Annotated in this window: 12 protein-coding genes; 8 read left to right on the top strand and 4 right to left on the bottom strand. The window is 71.8% G+C overall.

Annotation, left to right across the window (positions count from 1 at the left end):
* Window positions 1-24 precede the first annotated feature (24 nt).
* The gene (locus tag AB0I72_RS18310) at window positions 25-1,827 is read right to left on the bottom strand and encodes a hypothetical protein (protein ID WP_358569718.1); all 1,803 of its coding nucleotides are present in this window, start codon (window positions 1,825-1,827) and stop codon (window positions 25-27) included.
* 329 nt (window positions 1,828-2,156) lie between these two features.
* Here AB0I72_RS18310 and AB0I72_RS18305 point away from each other — a divergent pair, with 329 nt between their 5' ends.
* On the top strand, window positions 2,157-3,581 hold the full coding sequence (locus tag AB0I72_RS18305; RefSeq protein ID WP_358569715.1) for an aldehyde dehydrogenase family protein: 1,425 nt from the start codon (window positions 2,157-2,159) through the stop codon (window positions 3,579-3,581).
* A gap of 57 nt (window positions 3,582-3,638) precedes the next feature.
* On the opposite strand, the gene AB0I72_RS18300 is transcribed toward AB0I72_RS18305, so the two are convergent.
* Both AB0I72_RS18300 and AB0I72_RS18295 read right to left on the bottom strand, forming a co-directional pair.
* Entirely contained in the window at window positions 3,639-4,703 is a 1,065-nt protein-coding gene (locus tag AB0I72_RS18300; protein ID WP_358569712.1) for a trypsin-like peptidase domain-containing protein, read from the bottom strand.
* Window positions 4,704-4,841: 138 nt separating this feature from the next.
* Window positions 4,842-6,503, bottom strand: coding sequence for a CocE/NonD family hydrolase (locus AB0I72_RS18295; protein ID WP_358569709.1), 1,662 nt, complete (start codon window positions 6,501-6,503; stop codon window positions 4,842-4,844).
* 259 nt (window positions 6,504-6,762) lie between these two features.
* Here AB0I72_RS18295 and dxr point away from each other — a divergent pair, with 259 nt between their 5' ends.
* The 7 genes from dxr (at window position 6,763) to AB0I72_RS18260 (ending at window position 16,070) form a co-directional block, all read left to right on the top strand.
* Window positions 6,763-7,977, top strand: coding sequence for a 1-deoxy-D-xylulose-5-phosphate reductoisomerase (dxr, locus tag AB0I72_RS18290; protein WP_358569972.1), 1,215 nt, complete (start codon window positions 6,763-6,765; stop codon window positions 7,975-7,977).
* 20 nt (window positions 7,978-7,997) lie between these two features.
* Window positions 7,998-9,353, top strand: a complete 1,356-nt coding sequence (locus AB0I72_RS18285) for a site-2 protease family protein (protein WP_358569706.1) — start codon at window positions 7,998-8,000, stop codon at window positions 9,351-9,353.
* Window positions 9,354-9,551: 198 nt separating this feature from the next.
* Entirely contained in the window at window positions 9,552-10,709 is a 1,158-nt protein-coding gene (gene ispG / locus AB0I72_RS18280) for a flavodoxin-dependent (E)-4-hydroxy-3-methylbut-2-enyl-diphosphate synthase (RefSeq protein WP_358569703.1), read from the top strand.
* A gap of 193 nt (window positions 10,710-10,902) precedes the next feature.
* Complete coding sequence (locus AB0I72_RS18275; RefSeq protein WP_358569700.1) at window positions 10,903-11,328, top strand: DoxX family protein; 426 nt, start codon at window positions 10,903-10,905, stop codon at window positions 11,326-11,328.
* A 443-nt stretch (window positions 11,329-11,771) separates the two neighbouring features.
* Window positions 11,772-13,253 carry an amino acid permease gene (locus AB0I72_RS18270; protein ID WP_358569697.1) on the top strand — a complete coding sequence of 494 codons (1,482 nt, stop codon included), beginning with the start codon at window positions 11,772-11,774 and terminating at the stop codon, window positions 13,251-13,253.
* A gap of 232 nt (window positions 13,254-13,485) precedes the next feature.
* Complete coding sequence (locus AB0I72_RS18265; RefSeq protein WP_358569694.1) at window positions 13,486-14,292, top strand: carbon-nitrogen hydrolase family protein; 807 nt, start codon at window positions 13,486-13,488, stop codon at window positions 14,290-14,292.
* Between the two features lie 65 nt (window positions 14,293-14,357).
* Window positions 14,358-16,070: an NAD(P)/FAD-dependent oxidoreductase gene (locus tag AB0I72_RS18260; protein WP_358569691.1), complete on the top strand. Its 1,713-nt coding sequence runs from the start codon at window positions 14,358-14,360 to the stop codon at window positions 16,068-16,070.
* 111 nt (window positions 16,071-16,181) lie between these two features.
* On the opposite strand, the gene AB0I72_RS18255 is transcribed toward AB0I72_RS18260, so the two are convergent.
* A complete protein-coding gene (locus tag AB0I72_RS18255; RefSeq protein ID WP_358569688.1) occupies window positions 16,182-16,646 on the bottom strand; it encodes an Lrp/AsnC family transcriptional regulator in 465 nt (154 codons plus the stop codon).
* Between the last annotated feature and the right edge of the window lie 135 nt (window positions 16,647-16,781).

Here is a 16,781-nt window from a genome sequence, read left to right as displayed (position 1 = left end):
CGGCCCGGGAGCGCGGCGCCCGGGTCAGTTCGACTGCTGCACCGGCAGGTGGCGGCCGAGGTAGCCGACGTAGACGCGGTTGGTGGTGCCCGGACCCAGGTGGGGGTAGAAGTACAGCCTCGGGCAGATCCCGTACTCGGTGTCGAGCTTGATGTGGGCGTACATGGGCACCCGACCGCTCGGGTCCACCTCCGTCGGGACCCGGAACAGCCGTTTCTCGTTGAGCTTGCCCCGGTTGCGCACGTAGTCCGACTCCTGTGACGCCAGCCGCTTGACCGGGATCACCTGGTACCCGTCCGGGGTCTCGCGCAGGTAGGAGTGGAAGCCCAGTCCGCTGCCCGGGTTGTCGAACTGGTAGCGGGCGTAGTCGTTGAGGGCCAGCAGCGCCTCCCAGGCGCGCGTGACCCACAGCCCCTCCTTGCGGCTGTCGGAGAGCTCGTACACCGTGTCGTGGTCCTCGATGGTGAAGAACAGGTGCGGCAGGGCGGAGCCGTCGGTGATCTGTTCCAGGAGTTCGCTCACGCAGGTGGGGGGAGGACGCCGGGTGTCGCGTGGCGCGGGTGCGGCCGCCAGGCGGTAGAGCCCGGCCTCGCGGGCCTGGGCGCGCAGCCACCGGGTCTCGTGACGGGCGGCGCGCAGCTGTTCGCGGGCGGTGTCGAGCTCGTCGGTGAGGTCGGTGGTCTCGGCGACCAGCTCCTGACGCTCGTCGGTGAGCTCGCTGATGCGGGCGCTGAGCCGTTTGACCTCGTCGCGCAGGCGCTGGGTCAGCTGCTCCTGGGCCTCCCGTTCCTGGGCGGCGGCGAGTTCGGTCGAGGCGGCCGAGTCCGGCGCCGCCAGGTGGCCGTGGCTCGGCGGGGGCGCCGGAACCGGGGCGCGCGCGACGGGCGGGGCGTGGGAGCGCAGGTCCGCCGTCTCCTCGGTCAGGAGGGCGTCGATGGCGCGCAGGGGGTCGGGCAGCGTCACGCCCACGGCGTTCTCCCGGACCTTGCGGGCGAGCGCCGCGCCCACCCAGTTGCGGACGCGGTCGCCGTCCCGCGCGTTGTCCAACGTGGTCGGGCTCATCCGGGGATGGCGCGCGCCGTCGGCCTCGTCCGATGGATCGACCCCGGGTAAGAAGGTGCGCACCCCGCCCGCCGGAACGTCCAGCGCCTCCGGCAGCAGTGCGCCCACCCGCTCCAGCGCGGCGGCGTCGAGCACGTATCCGGCGCACATCCCGGTGCACCGGGCCAGGGCCGTGGTCATGGCGCCGCGCCAGGCGGCCACGGTGACGTCGCGCGGGGCGCCCGTGGCCACGATCGCCATCCGGCGGCCCGGGTCCTGGACCGCCGACACCAGAGCCTCGACCAGGGCGTCGTCCCGGCCCCGCACGATCTGGGGGGACGACGGCATGGGCCAGCGGCCGTCGTGGGCGTCGACCTCCTCCAGGATCATCCGCGCGGCCTCGGGCGGCATGACGTCCGGGCGCGGCGCGTCCGAGGGGAGGTCGGCGCGGTCGAGCGGGTCGACGCTCATGTCGATCCACACGTGGTGCCAGGGGGAGAGTTCGGGATCGACGACCGCGGTGGCCGCGGTGCGCCAGACGCCGTCGGGTTTGTCCGACTCGGTGGTCAGGCGCAGGAACACCAGCCCCTCGTCGGGGTTGTCGTGCCGCACCACCAGGGCCCGCGACCGGTTGCTCAATTCGAAACGCCCCGAGGCGGAGAAGTCCACGCGCGCGCCCGAGTTGCCCCTCCTGCTCAGCCACCGGGACAGCACCGTCGACGTGACGGTGACCAGGTCACCGTCGGTTTCCGGGACCGAGACGAGCGTGCGGTAGACAAGTGGCAATGAGCGCTCCCGGGCTTCCCGTCGGTGGCGGTGGACCCGAGGGCCGACCCGAACGCGCAGGCTGAGCCCTCACCAACCACTTTGAACGAAGGCGTCCGCCAACGCTAGTCGGTTGACCGAAGATCCCCTCTCAGGAAGATCAGCTTAGACGTTTCGGAGCGTGTCCGACGGAGTGCGGTATCGCCTGTGGATAACGGGTTCCGGCACGCTTGGGGGAGAAAGTCCCGGGGGCGGGAACGCGTCCGGTGCGCCAGTGTGGCCAAGTCGGCGGAACGGCTTGGCAACGGTGGACAAGGCGCGCCCGCGCGGCGGCGGCTAGCGTTCCTGGCATGTCTACGCGTCCGTTCTGGCTGGCCGGCACCGCCGCGACCGGCGACACCGAGATCACCGTCGTCAACCCCTACACGGGTCGACCCGCGGGCACCGTCGCCGTGCCCACCGCGGCCCAGATCGAGGAGGCCGTGGCCGCCGCGCACGCGGTCGCCGACGAGGCCGCCGCCCTGCCCGCCCACGTGCGCGCCGACGCCCTGGCGCACGTGTCCCGCCGGATCGGCGAGCGCGCCGAGGAGATCGCCCAGACGATCACCGCCGAGAGCGGCAAGCCCATCACGTGGGCGCGCGGCGAGGTCGGACGCGCCGTGTCCGTCTTCCGCCTGGCCGCCGAGGAGGCCCGCCGGGACAGCGGCGAACTCCAGCGCCTGGACACCGACGCGGGCGGCACGGGCCGCATGGCGCTCATCCGCCGCGTCCCCAAGGGCCCGGTCCTGGGCATCTCCCCGTTCAACTTCCCGCTCAACCTGGTCGCGCACAAGATCGCCCCGGCCCTGGCCGTGGGCGCTCCGATCATCCTCAAGCCCGCCCCGGCCACGCCGATGACGGCGCTCATCCTCGGCGAGATCGTCGCCGAGACCGACCTGCCCGGCGGCGTGCTGTCCGTCCTGCCGATGCCCAACGAGCGCGCCGCCCCGCTCATCACCGACGAGCGCCTCCCGGTCATCTCCTTCACCGGCGGCCAGTTCGGCTGGGAGCTCCAGCGCCGCGCCCCGCACAAGCACGTCACCCTGGAACTCGGCGGCAACGCCGCCGCCGTCGTCCTGGCCGACGCCGACCTGGACTGGGCCGCCCAGCGCGTCGCCCTGTTCGGCAACAACCAGGCGGGCCAGGTCTGCATCGGCGTCCAGCGCGTGATCGTCGAGGACTCGGTCCACGACGCGTTCGTCGGCAAGCTGGTCGAGCGGGTCGAGGCCCTGGGCGTGGGCGACCCCGCCGACCCGGCCACCCAGGTCGGCCCGCTGGTCGACGAGGCCGCGGCCGAGCGGGTCGAGGCCTGGATCGACGAGGCCGCCGAGGCCGGGGCCACGATCCTCACCGGCGGCACCCGCGACGGCGTGACCGTGGCCCCGACCGTGATCGCCGACGCCCCGGCCGACGCCAAGGTCGTGCGCGAGGAGGTCTTCGGCCCGGTCCTGGTGGTCCAGCGGGTCGCCGACACCGACGCCGCGTTCGCCGCCGTCAACGACAGCGACTTCGGTCTCCAGGCGGGCGTGTTCACCCGCGACCTGCCCACCGCCTTCCGCGCCCACCGGGAGCTGGAGGTCGGCGGCGTGGTGATCGGCGACGTCCCCACCTTCCGCGCCGACCAGATGCCCTACGGCGGCGTCCGCAAGTCCGGCGTGGGCAAGGAGGGCGTGCGCTCCGCGATGGAGGACCTCACCTACGAGCGCGTCCTGGTGCTCACCGGCATCGACCTGTGACGCGTGCGGCGGCCCCGGTCGACGCGGGGCCGCCGCCGCTCACGGCGGGGGAGCGGGTCAGAGCCGCGCGGCCCCGTCGTAGAGTCGCCGCGCCTCCTCGCCGAAGCGCGGCCCGTACTGCGTGTTCCGGTCGTTGGCGTACTTGAAGCTGACCACCGACGAGATCGTCCCCCGGCCGGTGCTCGTGTCGAAGTCGGTGAACCACGGGCCGCCGCTGGAGCCCTGGGTCATGCGGCAGCGCACGCCGTTGGCCGTGGTGCCGCCGTTGTCGGGCTTGGTCCGGCCCGAGCAGTAGTGCAGGTAGCGCCCGTCGTAGGGCGAGGCGGCCGGGTAGCCGAAGGTGTACACCTGAACGCCCCTGCGCACCCGCTGGTCCGACCAGGCGGAGAACGAGACGCGCTGGGCTCCCACCCGGTCCTGCACGGAGTCGCCGCCGTCGGTGTTGAGCACGACCATGGCCACGTCGTGGCTGTCGTCGGCCTCGCGCGACCACCGGGGCGAGACCAGCATGTCGCGCGCGGTGTAGCGGCCGTAGGGGCTCTTCCCGTCCCGGTATCCCGGCACGAACGTCCAGTTGCGCGCCCACGAGCCGGTTCCGTCCTTGGCGCAGTGCCCGGCGGTGACGACGGTGCTGCGGTTCGCCGCGTCGATGACGGAGGCCGAGCACGTGAAGTCGCGGCCGTCCATCGTCAGGTACACCTTGCCGGTGGTCCGGGTGACCAGGCCGCCGATCCCCCACACGTCACCGGGGCTGTCCTCGCGCGGCGCCGCCTGGTGCTCGGCCCCGGCGCCGACGGAGGCTCCGGGGGCGTCGACGCCGAGGGTGTCCTCGACCAGGCTCGTGAGCGGCCGTGCGGCGGCCATCCGTTCGCTCGTCCAGTAGTCGAGCACGGCCCTGCGCTGGGCCTCGGTCACGGCGGCGCTCTGGTGGGACACCCCGTCCATGCGCGAGAGCGCGACCCGTTCCCGTCCCGGCTCCGGACCGGACGGGTGGGACATGTGGATGGCCTGGGTGACGGCGGAGGCCGCTTCGGACGGCAGGTCGAGGAGGACCATGCCCCCGAGGGCGAGCGCCGCGGCGGCGACGGGGGCGAGGATCTTGTGTGCGGTGGACGAGGTCATGGACCGATCCTCGCACACTTTCGGTAACACGGTGACTACTTTGTGTTTGTGTCTCGGGTTCCGTGGGAAGAAACCGTCGGTCCGACGGCGAGGTGCCCGGCCGACACCGCGGGAGCGGCGCCGACCGGACGTCGGCCCTCAGGCCAGCGGGATCGTGATCTGGGACGGGGCGCTCTCGGGGGAGGTCACCTCGACCCGGTGGAAGAAGCTGCTCTCACTCCAGTAGCGCGGGTCGGCGCTGTCGACGACCACGGCCAGGCGGTGGCCCGCCGGGACGTCCCACACGACCGGCTGGAGCTCGGCGGTGACCGTCACCGGCCCGTCCGCGCCCCCGCGCAGGGTGTACGGGGTGTGGGAGATCAACGATCCGGTGCCGTGCCTGTTGATGTCGTACAGGTACACGAACACCGACTGCTCGTCGTCGGTGGGCTCCAGGGTGAGCGTCACCTCCGGCGTCCCGGCCACGCGCGCCCCGTCGGGGTAGGAGGGGCTGGTCCACACGGCCGCGCGGTAGCGGTTCACCGTCGGCAGCAGGACCCCGGTGGGCACGTCGAAGAACTGCTGGAGCGCGCCGGACAGCAGGACCGTGCCGCTGACCGCGGTCGTGGTGATCCCCGTCCGGAAGTCGTAGTCCCATCCCGTCGAGGGCTCCTCCTCCATGGCCCCGCTGCTCTGCCAGCGGAACCAGTCGGTGCTGGGCCGGTCCAGGTAGTAGCGGTCGGTCTCGCCCGTGACCGACGCCCAGTCGGGGTGGGAGGTCCAGCCGCCGCGGCCGTTGTTCGGCTTGACGTGGACCGCGCCCTCGGCGTCGACCTCGTTCTCCTCGCCCTTGAGGTGGTGGTCGAACCAGTCGCCCACCGCCTCCCAGATCTCGTTCGGCAGGCCCGCCGCGCCGAAGGCCTCGGCGGTGGCGTGGTCGCCGGGGGTGAGCATGAGCCGCTTGGGGCCTTCGAGCCGCTCGTAGAAGTCGGTGATCTGCCCCGGCGGGAAGAAGCCGTCGTTCCAGGCGTTGGCCATCATCACCGCGGTGCCGTTGGCGTTGATCTGGTCGACCTTGGTGGCCACCGAGCGGTCGGGGGCCATCTCCAGCGCGGGTTCGACGTTCCCGCGCCGGTACCCGTGCTCGACCTCGCGCATGACCTCGCCGGGGCGGCCGGTGAGGTTGCCCAGGGCGAGCAGCACCTCGACGGACTGCATGTCGATGGTCTCGTTCGGGTACAGCGACGGGACCAGGTCGGTCCAGCCGCTCATCGCCGCCACCGCGCGCACGCGGTCGTCCTCGGCGGCGGTCAGCATGCTGATGCCCCCGCCGTAGGAGATCCCGGCCATGCCGATCCGCTCGGGGTCGGCGTCCGTGTTCTCCAGCGCCCAGTCGATGACGGCGCTGGCGTCGGCGCGGTCCTCGGGTCCGGCGATCTGCACCTCGCCGCCGGAGTCCCAGAACCCGCGCGAGGTGTAGGAGACCACCTGGTACCCGGACTCGTAGGCCAGGTGGTAGGCGGCGCCCACGTAGAGGAGGTTGTTCGTGCCCCACGCCGAGGGCATGACCAGCAGCGGGTGCGGCCCCTCGACGCCGGTGGGGGTGATCACCTTGGCGCCGAGTTCGGCGCCGTCGTGGCTGACGATGGTCTCGTAGCGGACGGTGGCCCCGACCGAGGCGGCGGCGGGGGCGGCGGGCAGGATCGCGGCGGCGAGCAGCGTCGCCAGGGCGAGGGAGAACAGCCGGGCGAGCGCGCGCGGGACGCCGGGGGTCGCGCGCCCACCGCGGGGTGCGGGGGTGGGCGTGTCTGTCTGACGCATGAGGGGGAACCTCGGGGGTCGTCGGGGGAGGGGGAGGTTCCCGATGGGCCGCGCCGTCGCCATCGGGGGTGTGGGGGCCGGTCTCCGGTCCGACCGGTGGGTGTGACGGAGGGCATTCCGTACTGTGAGGTAACTTACTAACCGGTAAGGTAGGCGATCGACATCCGCTTGTAAAGTCCCCGAAATCCCGCCGAAGCACGTGCCGGTGCGCCCCGTGCGGAACAATGAGGACGTGCGACAACAACAGCAGCGAACCGCAGTGATCCTCGGCTCGACCGGCTCGATCGGCACCCAGGCGATCGACATCGTCCAGCGCAACCCCGACCGCTTCCGGGTGGTGGGTCTGGCCGCGGGCGGCGGTCGGATCGACCTGCTCGCGAAGCAGGCCGCCGAACTCGGCGCCCGCCTGGTGGCCGTCGCCGACGCCGACCGCGCCCCCGAGCTCGCGCGCGCCCTCGCCGAGCACGGCAGCGCCGCCACCGTCCTGGCCGGCGCCGAGGGGGTCGCCGAACTGGCGGGCGCCGAGTGCGACGTCGTCCTCAACGGCATCACCGGAGCGCTGGGCCTGGAGTCCACCCTCGCCGCGCTGCGCGCCGGGCGCACGCTCGCCCTGGCCAACAAGGAGTCCCTCATCATCGGCGGGCCGCTGGTCCGCGCGGTGGCCGCGCCAGGACAGATCGTCCCCGTCGACTCCGAGCACTACGCCATCGCCCAGTGCTTCCCGCACGTGCCCGAGGACGAGCTGACCAGCCTCGCCCAGGGCCACACGCACGCCCGCCGCGACGAGGTGCGCCGCCTCGTGGTCACCGCCAGCGGGGGCCCCTTCCGCGGCCGTGGAAGGGGCGAGCTGGAGGCCGTCACCCCCGAGGACGCGCTCAACCACCCCACGTGGAGCATGGGCCCGGTCATCACGGTCAACTCCGCCACCCTGGTCAACAAGGGGTTGGAGGTCATCGAGGCCAACCTGCTGTTCGACGTCCCCTTCGAGCGCATCGACGTCGTCGTCCACCCGCAGTCCATCGTCCACTCGATGGTCGAGTACGTGGACGGGTCCACCATCGCCAAGGCCAGCCCGCCGAGCATGATGATTCCCATCGCCTACGGCCTCGGCGCCCCCGGCAGGGTGCCCGACGCCGCCCCCGGCCTGGACTTCACGCGCGCCCAGGAGTGGACCTTCGAACCGCTCGACCACGACGCCTTCCCGGCCGTGCGCCTGGCCGGCGAGGTCGGCGCGGCGGGCGGGACCGCCCCGGCGGTGTACAACGCGGCCAACGAGGAGGCGGTCGACGCCTTCCTGAGGGGAAACCTCGCTTTCCCGGCCATCATGGACACCGTGTCCCGGGTAGTCTCGGAGCATCAGCGGTCGGAGCGCTCCTCCGGTGCCCCCTCGGCTGACCTGACCCTTGACGACGTGTACGCCGCTGACGCCTGGGCCCGTGCGCGCGCGCGTGAACTGCTGACGGGCCGGGCCTGACGCCGGCTTGAGGAGAGTGCATGGTCGCGTTGATGACCGTGATCGGGATCGTCCTGTTCGTCCTCGGACTGCTGTTCTCGATCGCCTGGCACGAGCTGGGGCATCTCTCCACCGCCAAGATGTTCGGGATCAAGTGCACCGAGTACATGGTCGGCTTCGGCAGGACCCTGTGGTCGGTGCGCAGAGGCGAGACCGAGTACGGCGTCAAGGCCATTCCGCTGGGCGGGTTCGTGCGGATGGTCGGCATGCTCCCGCCCGCCCGGCGGACCGGTGACGACGGCCCGCGCAAGCTCTCCCGCTGGCGCGCGATGGCCGAGGACGCGCGCGAGGCGTCCTACATCGAGGTCGGTCCCGAGGACGAGGACCGGCAGTTCTACCAGCGCTCTCCGTGGAAGCGGCTGATCGTCATGTTCGCCGGTCCGGGCATGAACGTGGTCCTGGCCGCGATCCTGCTCGGCGTGCTGTTCATGGGCATCGGCGTCCCGCAGAGCACCACGACGATCGGCCTGGTCACCGAGTGCGTCGCCCCGGCGGGGGAGTCCGTCACCGAGTGCACCGACGAACCGCCCACCCCCGCGGCCGAGGCCGGTCTGGAGGCCGGTGACGTCATCGTGGAGGTGGACGGCGCGCCCACCCCGGACTGGAACGCCGCCAACCAGGCCATCCGCGAGTCCCTCGGCGGCACCGAGATCGTCGTGGAGCGCGACGGCGAGCGGATCCCGTTCGACGTCGACATCATCGAGAACGAGCTGCCCGCCCGCGACGCCGGGGGCGAGATCCTCTACGAGACCGACGCCGACGGCGACTTCGTCTACGACGACCAGGGATACCGCGTCTACCAGACCGAGACCGTCGGCTTCCTGGGCATCGTGTTCGCCACCGAGCGCTCCACCCTGACCCTGGGCGAGTCCGCTGCGGAGATGGGGAACATGCTCGTCAGCGTGGGCGAGGCGCTCATCGCCCTGCCCGGCAGGGTGCCCGAGGTGTTCGGCGCCGCGTTCCTCGGGGAACAGCGCACCCAGGACTCCCCGGTCGGCATCGTCGGCATCTCCCGCATCGGCGGCGAGATCATGTCCCAGGGCCTGCCCCTGGTGGACACCGCCGCGCTCATGATCCAGATCCTCGCCGGGGTGAACCTCTTCCTGTTCGCCTTCAACATGCTGCCGATCCTGCCCCTGGACGGCGGACACATGGCGGGCGCGCTGTGGGAGGCGATCCGGCGCGGCTGGGCCAGACTGACCCGGCGGCCCGACCCGGGGCCGGTGGACGTGGCGATGCTGACCCCGGTGGCCTACGTGGTGGTCGCGTGCTTCCTGGTGTTCAGCGTGGTCCTGCTCGTCGCCGACCTGTTCAACCCGGTCCGGCTGTTCGGGTGATGTGAGCGCCACATTCGCCCCTCGTCCCCGCTGGTACGGGTAGTCTGGGCAGCGCGATCCGGGACGACGGCGCGATCGGCGCCGCAGGGGAACCGACCCCCCGGACGCGGCACCGCGCGTTGCGCAGGGCGCTCTCCCTTTTCCGCATCCGGACGAATCAAGTGCCGCCCCTTCGGTGGCAGACGAGGTGAAACAAGCGTGACCGTCGATCTCGGTATCCCCACCGCTCCGCCGCGCCCGCTGGCGACCCGGCGCACGTCGCGGCAGATCATGGTCGGAAACGTTCCCGTGGGCGGGGACGCACCGGTGTCGGTCCAGTCCATGACGACCACCCGCACCTCCGACATCAACGCGACCCTCCAGCAGATCGCGGAGCTCACCGCGACCGGCTGCCAGATCGTCCGGGTGGCCGTCCCGACCAACGACGACGCCGATGCGCTGCCGATCATCGCGAGGAAGTCGCAGATCCCGGTGATCGCCGACATCCACTTCCAGCCCAAGTACGTGTTCGCGGCGATCGACGCCGGTTGCGCGGCCGTGCGCGTCAACCCGGGCAACATCAAGAAGTTCGACGACAAGGTCGCCGAGATCGCCAAGGCCGCCGGCGACGCGGGCGTCCCGATCCGGATCGGCGTCAACGCCGGTTCCCTCGACAAGCGGCTGCTCGCCAAGTACGGCAAGGCCACGCCCGAGGCGCTGGTGGAGTCGGCGCTGTGGGAGTGCTCCCTGTTCGAGGAGCACGGCTTCCGCGACATCAAGATCTCGGTCAAGCACAACGACCCCGTCGTGATGGTCAACGCCTACCGGCAGCTGGCGGCGGCGTGCGACTACCCGCTGCACCTGGGCGTGACCGAGGCCGGTCCGGCCTTCCAGGGCACCATCAAGTCCGCGGTGGCCTTCGGCGCGCTCCTGTCCGAGGGGATCGGCGACACCATCCGCGTCTCGCTGTCCGCGCCGCCCGCCGAGGAGGTCAAGGTCGGCACGCAGATCCTGGAGTCGCTCGGCCTGCGCGAGCGCGGCCTGGAGATCGTCTCCTGCCCCAGCTGCGGACGCGCCCAGGTCGACGTGTACACGCTCGCCGAGGAGGTCACCGCCGGACTGGAGGGCATGGAGGTGCCGCTGCGCGTGGCCGTCATGGGCTGCGTCGTCAACGGCCCGGGTGAGGCGCGCGACGCCGACCTGGGTGTGGCCTCCGGCAACGGCAAGGGCCAGATCTTCGTCAAGGGCGAGGTCATCAAGACCGTGCCGGAGTCCAAGATCGTGGAGACCCTCATCGAGGAGGCCATGCGTATCGCCGAGGAGATGGGCGAGGCCGGTGCCGAGCCGGGCGAGCCCACCGTGGCCGTCGCGGGCTGACCCCGACCACCCACGGAGCCGGAGCCCGGCCCGCGCCACGCGCGCGGGCCGGGCTCGTGTCGTCTCCGGGACCCCGCGCGGGTGCGGTTCCGGTCGGGGGCCGCTTCGGGAAATCCCGCCGGACGTGTCGATTCCGGCCCGTCCCGTTCGACCTAGGGGTGAGAGTCCACCACCACGAACAGGGGATCGGGACATGACGACCGTTAACACCGCTCACACCGCGAAGACGAACGCCCCCGGCCGCGCGGCCAACGCCGTCCTGTGGGTTCTCCAGGTCCTGCTGGCCGGGGCCTTCCTGACGGCGGCGTACACCAAGCTCGCCGCCACCCCTGAGGCGGTCGCGGGTTTCGAGCAGATCGGCCTGGGCCCGTGGTTGATGTACGCCGTCGGCGTCATCGAGCTGGCGGGCGCGGTCGCACTCCTCGTCCCGGCGCTCAGCGGCCCCGCCGCGCTGGGACTGTCCGCCCTGCTGGTCGGGGCGACCGTGACCCAGCTGCTGGTGGCCGATCCGGTCACCGCGCTGTTCCCGGTCGCCTACCTCGTGCCGATGGCCCTGCTCGCCTGGGGCCGCCGCGCGAGGACCGCGCGCTTCGTGCGCCTGGTGGGCGTCCGCGCCTGACCCCGCCCGCCCGGACGGCTGGAGCCCGGCCCGCGCCACGCGCGTGGGTCGGGCTCCAGCCGTCTCCGCGTGCGACGCGGTCCCCCGGGGTACCGGGTGCGGGTAAAGAATGGGTAAATCAGCGGTGTCCTCAGACCCCTTCGCAGGTCAAAGGTTTACCGCTACTGTGAGTGACGACATATGGCGTGAATCACGTTCACGCGCGTTTCGTTGCGCCGAGGCGCACGAGATCAGGCGTCGAAGTCGGACATACGCAACGTTCAGTGGTCATGTTACCTAGGTAACGCGGCTAACGTTGCTGGAGGTTCGTTTCGACCGCCACCGGCGGCGACGGCCGGCCGTCCGCACCGTGTGTCCTCCGGGAGCGACGGTCACCCCCTCACCACACGCCCTGTCCAGGGGTGTGGTGCGCCCATGCACGAATGCGCCGAGGAGTAGTTGACGTGGTGGACCAGAAGACCACGGCGGGCACCCCCGTGCCCGTCGGCCAGGGCGGTGCGCCCTCGCTGAGGGACCGCCTCACCCGCCGCAAGCCGGTCGAGCGGCTCGTGGCCGAAGCCCAGGCCTCCGAAGGGACGGGGCTGCGCCGCCACATGGGCTTCTGGCAGCTGTCCATGATCGGCATCGGCGCCACCCTGGGCACCGGCATCTTCGTCGTCCTCGGCGAGGCCGTGCCGGTCGCCGGGCCCGCGGTCATCGTCGCGTTCGTCCTGGCCGGGATCACCGCCCTGTTCTCCGCCCTCGCCTACGCGGAGATGGCCGGGATGATCCCCGCCTCCGGCTCCGCGTACTCCTACGCCTACGCCACCATGGGCGAGTTCATGGCCTGGATCTGCGGCTGGTGCCTGATGCTCACCTACGGCGTGTCCGTCGCGGCCGTCGGCGTGGGCTGGGGGCAGTACATCGACGAGCTCCTGCAGCTGACCACCGGGCTGTCCATGCCCGCCGAGCTGCTCGCCGGGCCGATGGAGGGCGGGCTGATCAACCTGCCCGCCGCGATCGTCGTCCTGCTGTCGATGTTCGCCCTGCTCGTCGGGGTGCGCGAGAGCAGCCGCGTCAACGCGGTCATGGTCGCCATCAAGATCGGCATCCTGGCCATGTTCGTGGCCATCGCGATCACCGCCGTCCAGGACGGCAACTTCGCCCCGTTCATGCCGATGGGCATGGCCGGTGTCAGCGCCGCGGGCGCCACGCTGTTCTTCTCCTACATCGGGTTCGACTCCGCCTCCACCGCCAGCGAGGAGGCCAAGAACCCGCAGCGCGACCTGCCCCGCGCCATCATGTTCTCGATGATCCTGGTGACGGCCCTGTACTGCCTGGTCGCCTTCGCCGCGATCGGCGCGCTCAACTGGACCGAATTCGCCGACGGCGAGACCTCCCTGGCCGGGATCCTGACCCGCGTCACCGGCACCCCGGTCTGGGCGGTCATCTTCGCCGCCGGCGCCGTGCTCGCCCTGGCCAGCGTCGTCCTGGTGGTCCTCTACAGCCAGACCCGCATCCTCTTCGCGATGTCGCGCGACGGCCTCATCCCCAAGGCCTTCTCCAAGGTCGACGCCAAGGGCACGCCGCGCGCCAACACGGTCATCACCTCCGTGGTCATCGCCGTCCTGGCCGCGCTGGTCCCGCTGGGGCCGCTCGCCGACGCCACCGCCATCGGCACGCTCTTCGCGTTCGCCCTGGTCAACGTGGCCGTCCTGGTCCTGCGCAAGCGCCGCCCCGACCTGGAGCGCGCCTTCCGGATGCCGGGCGCGCCGGTCACCCCGGTCCTGGGCGTCCTCGCCTGCGCCTACCTCATGGTCAGCATGGACCTGAGCGTGTGGGCGGCCTTCCTCGCCTGGCTCGCCGTCGGCCTGGCCGTCTACTTCGCCTACAGCATGCGCCGCTCCGCCCTGGAGGCGGAGGGCACCGTCGAGGCGGGCGTCTGAGCGACCGAGGGCACGTGAGAGGGCGGGGTCGGGAATCTTCCGGCCCCGCCCTCGCGTTACTCGGGGTGGCCCGGGAGATCCGACTCGGGCGCGCATCCCTCGATCCGCGCAACGAACCACGTCGAAGCGGGTGAAAGACGCAACGGAGTGCGGGCCGAAGACACATTTCGGGCGCGATGTCGCACCTAGAGTGGACGCGGTCGCACCCCAGGACCCCACGGGAGGAGGAGACATGGCACGCCGAACCCTGCGCGTCGCCCTGGACCAGGGCGCCGGACGCAGCGGAGACACCGCCTCCTCCCTGACCCGGCTCGCCGAGCGGGCCCGAGCCGCCGCCGAGGCCGGCGCCGACCTGCTGATCGGCCCCGAGATGTCGATGACCGGCTACGCGCTGGGCGCCGACGTCACGCGCCTGGCCGAGCCCGCCGACGGCCCCCTGTTCGAGGCCGTCGCCCGCCTGGCCGCCGACACCGGCGTCGCGATCGTGTACGGCTTCCCCGAGCGCGCCGACGGGCGCGTGTACAACGCGGTGCGCCTCGTGGACGGCCACGGTGCCGACCGCGCCCTGTACCGCAAGAACCACCTGTTCGGCGACCTGGACCGGGACATGTACGCCCCCGGGGACACCGCGGTCGTGCAGACGGACCTGGGCGGCGTCCGCCTCGGCTTCCTCGTCTGCTACGACGTCGAGTTCCCCGAGGCGGTGCGCGCGCACGCCCTGGCCGGGACCGAACTCCTCGTCGTCCCCACGGCCCTCATGCAGCCCAACGTCCTGGTCCCCACCCTGCTGGTCCCCGCCCGCGCGATGGAGAACCAGCTGCACCTGGCCTACGTCAACCGGTGCGACGTCGAGGGCGACCTCGACTACATGGGGCTGAGCACCCTGGTCGGCCCGGACGGCGCCGAACTGCTGCGCGCCGGACCCGACGAGGCGCTGCTGGTCGGGGACGTCGACCCCGCCGCGGCCGCCGACCTGCTCGCCGAGCACTCCTACCTGGACGACCGCCGACCCGACCTCTACGGGTCGCTCGCCCTCTGAACCACCACCCGACCAGCCACGCGGTACACCCCGCTCGTCGACACCCACGCGTAAAGGAGGGGCGCATGACGTCAGCCGTGCCCACGGCCGCAGGTTCCGCGTCCGCACAGGACACCCCGTTGAACATGTGCGGGCCGGACTTCCCGTTCGCCTACGACGCCTACCTGGAGAGCCCCGCCGGGCTCGGGCAGGTCCCGGCCGAGCGCCACGGGACCGAGGTCGCCGTGATCGGCGGCGGTCTGTCGGGCATCGTCACGGCCTACGAGCTCATGAAGATGGGGCTCAAGCCGGTCGTGTACGAGGCCGACGAGATCGGCGGGCGTCTGCGCACGCGGAAGCTGCCGCACTGCCCGGACGACGTCGTCGCCGAGATGGGCGCCATGCGCTTCCCGCCGTCGTCGACCGCGTTCCTGCACTACGTCGAGAAGATGGGCCTGGAGACGGTCCCCTTCCCCAACCCGCTCGCGCCGGTCACCCCGAGCACCGTGGTCGACCTCAAGGGCGAGACCCACTACGCGACCAGCCTCGACGACCTGCCCGAGGTCTACCGCGAGGTGGCGCGCGCCTGGGACCGCACCCTGGAGGAGGGCGCCCAGCACACCCGGATGCAGAAGGCGATCCGCGAGCGCGACGTCGCCACGCAGAAGGAGATCTGGAACGAGCTGGTCGCCGAGCTCGACAACCAGACCTTCTACGGTTTCCTGTGCGACTCGCCCGCCTTCGCCTCCTTCCGGCACCGCGAGATCTTCGGCCAGGTGGGCTTCGGCACCGGCGGTTGGGACACCGACTTCCCCAACTCCATCCTGGAGATCCTGCGCGTCACCTACACGGGTGCGGACGACGACCACATGGGGATCGTCGGCGGCGTCCAGCAGCTGCCGCTGCGGATGTGGGAGCACGCCCCCGACAAGATCACGTACTGGGCGCAGGGCACCTCCCTGGCCTCGCTGCACGGCGACGGGCCGCGCCCGGGCGTCACCGCGCTGCGCCGCACCGCCGCCCGGGGCTCCGCGTCCGGGAACGTCACGGTGACGGACTCCTCTGGCTCCACCCGCACCTACGCGGCGGCCGTGTTCACCGCGCAGAGCTGGATGATGCTGTCCAAGATCGACTGCGACGAGAGCCTGCTGCCGATCGACCACTGGACGGCGATCGAGCGGACCCACTACATGGAGTCCTCCAAGCTGTTCGTTCCGGTGGACCGCGCGTTCTGGCGGGACAAGGACCCCGAGACCGGCCGCGACGTCATGAGCATGACGCTCACCGACCGCATGACCCGGGGCACCTACCTCCTGGAGGGGGAGGACCCGGACGCTCCGGCCGCGATCTGCATGTCCTACACGTGGTGCGACGACTCGCTGAAGTGGCTGCCGCTGTCCGCGAACGAGCGGATGGAGGTCATGCTGAACTCTCTGGGCAAGATCTACCCCGGCGTCGACATCCGCTCGCACATCACGGGGGACCCGGTGACCGTCTCGTGGGAGGACGAGCCCTACTTCATGGGCGCGTTCAAGGCCAACCTCCCGGGCCACTACCGCTACCAGCGCCGCCTGTTCACGCACTTCAAGCAGGACGAGCTGGAGGAGCGCCACCGCGGCCTGTTCCTGGCCGGGGACGACGTGTCCTGGACGGCGGGCTGGGCCGAGGGCGCCGTGCAGACCGCGCTCAACGCGGTCTGGGGCGTCGTGCGCCACTTCGGCGGGCACACCGACCCGACCAACCCGGGTCCGGGTGACCGCTTCGACGACCTGGCGCCCGTGCGCCTCCCCGAGGACTGAGGGTCCGACCGACCCCGTCCCGACGGCCTCCGGCCGTGCGCCCACCGAACCGCGCACGGCCGGGGGCCGTCCCCCTGTCCGGGGCGGTCCGGGCGACGCCGGGCCCGGAACCTAGGAGAGGCCGCTGGTCCCGGCCAGGATGGGCTGGTCCACCAGCCGCGACAGCACCAGGGTGCTCTTGGTGCGCACCACGAAGGGCTCGGCGCCGATGCGCTCGATGACCTCCTCCAGGTGGTGGGTGTCGCGGGCGCGGACCTGGACCACGGCGTCGGCCTCGCCGGTCACCGTGCAGGCGGACGTGATCTCGGCGTACCCGGCCAGCCCGTTGCGGATCTCGCCCGGGGACGTGCGCGCGCGGCAGTACAGCTCGATGTAGGCCTCGGTGGTCCAGCCGATCGCCTGGGGCTCGACGACCACGGTGAAGCCGCGCACGGCGCCGGACTCGATCAGCCGGTCCACGCGGCGCTTGACCGCCGAGGGGCTCAGCCCGACCTCGCCGCCGATCTCGGCGAAGCTCATCCGCGCGTCCGCGCCGAGTATCGCGATGATCCGCTCGTCGACACGATCCAGCCGCATTGCGCCCCTTATGTCCCCGTATGACCTCACCAGGGCACATGCTACCGGGGCGGTACCTCGTGGGGGTCCGTGTCGCTTCCGCATGTCACGTTCGGTAACGGAGACAATGCCTCTTGACATCAGGACGCTCAGGGG

Origin of the sequence: Nocardiopsis sp. NPDC049922 (genome assembly GCF_040660275.1) — a bacterium.
Classification (GTDB): Bacteria; Actinomycetota; Actinomycetes; order Streptosporangiales; family Streptosporangiaceae; genus Nocardiopsis.
Note: the sequence above shows the minus strand (reverse complement) of the source record. Positions and strands in the feature narration are given on the sequence as shown.

What these genes read in the sequence shown, in the direction of transcription:
- AB0I72_RS18275 (WP_358569700.1), top strand. Translation starts at nt 10,903, where the DNA reads ATGACGACCGTTAACACCGCTCACACCGCGAAGACGAACGCCCCCGGC.
- AB0I72_RS18285 (WP_358569706.1), top strand. Translation starts at nt 7,998, where the DNA reads ATGGTCGCGTTGATGACCGTGATCGGGATCGTCCTGTTCGTCCTCGGA.
- AB0I72_RS18295 (WP_358569709.1), bottom strand. Translation starts at nt 6,503, where the DNA reads ATGCGTCAGACAGACACGCCCACCCCCGCACCCCGCGGTGGGCGCGCG.
- AB0I72_RS18255 (WP_358569688.1), bottom strand. Translation starts at nt 16,646, where the DNA reads ATGCGGCTGGATCGTGTCGACGAGCGGATCATCGCGATACTCGGCGCG.
- AB0I72_RS18300 (WP_358569712.1), bottom strand. Translation starts at nt 4,703, where the DNA reads ATGACCTCGTCCACCGCACACAAGATCCTCGCCCCCGTCGCCGCCGCG.
- AB0I72_RS18265 (WP_358569694.1), top strand. Translation starts at nt 13,486, where the DNA reads ATGGCACGCCGAACCCTGCGCGTCGCCCTGGACCAGGGCGCCGGACGC.
- AB0I72_RS18305 (WP_358569715.1), top strand. Translation starts at nt 2,157, where the DNA reads ATGTCTACGCGTCCGTTCTGGCTGGCCGGCACCGCCGCGACCGGCGAC.
- AB0I72_RS18260 (WP_358569691.1), top strand. Translation starts at nt 14,358, where the DNA reads ATGACGTCAGCCGTGCCCACGGCCGCAGGTTCCGCGTCCGCACAGGAC.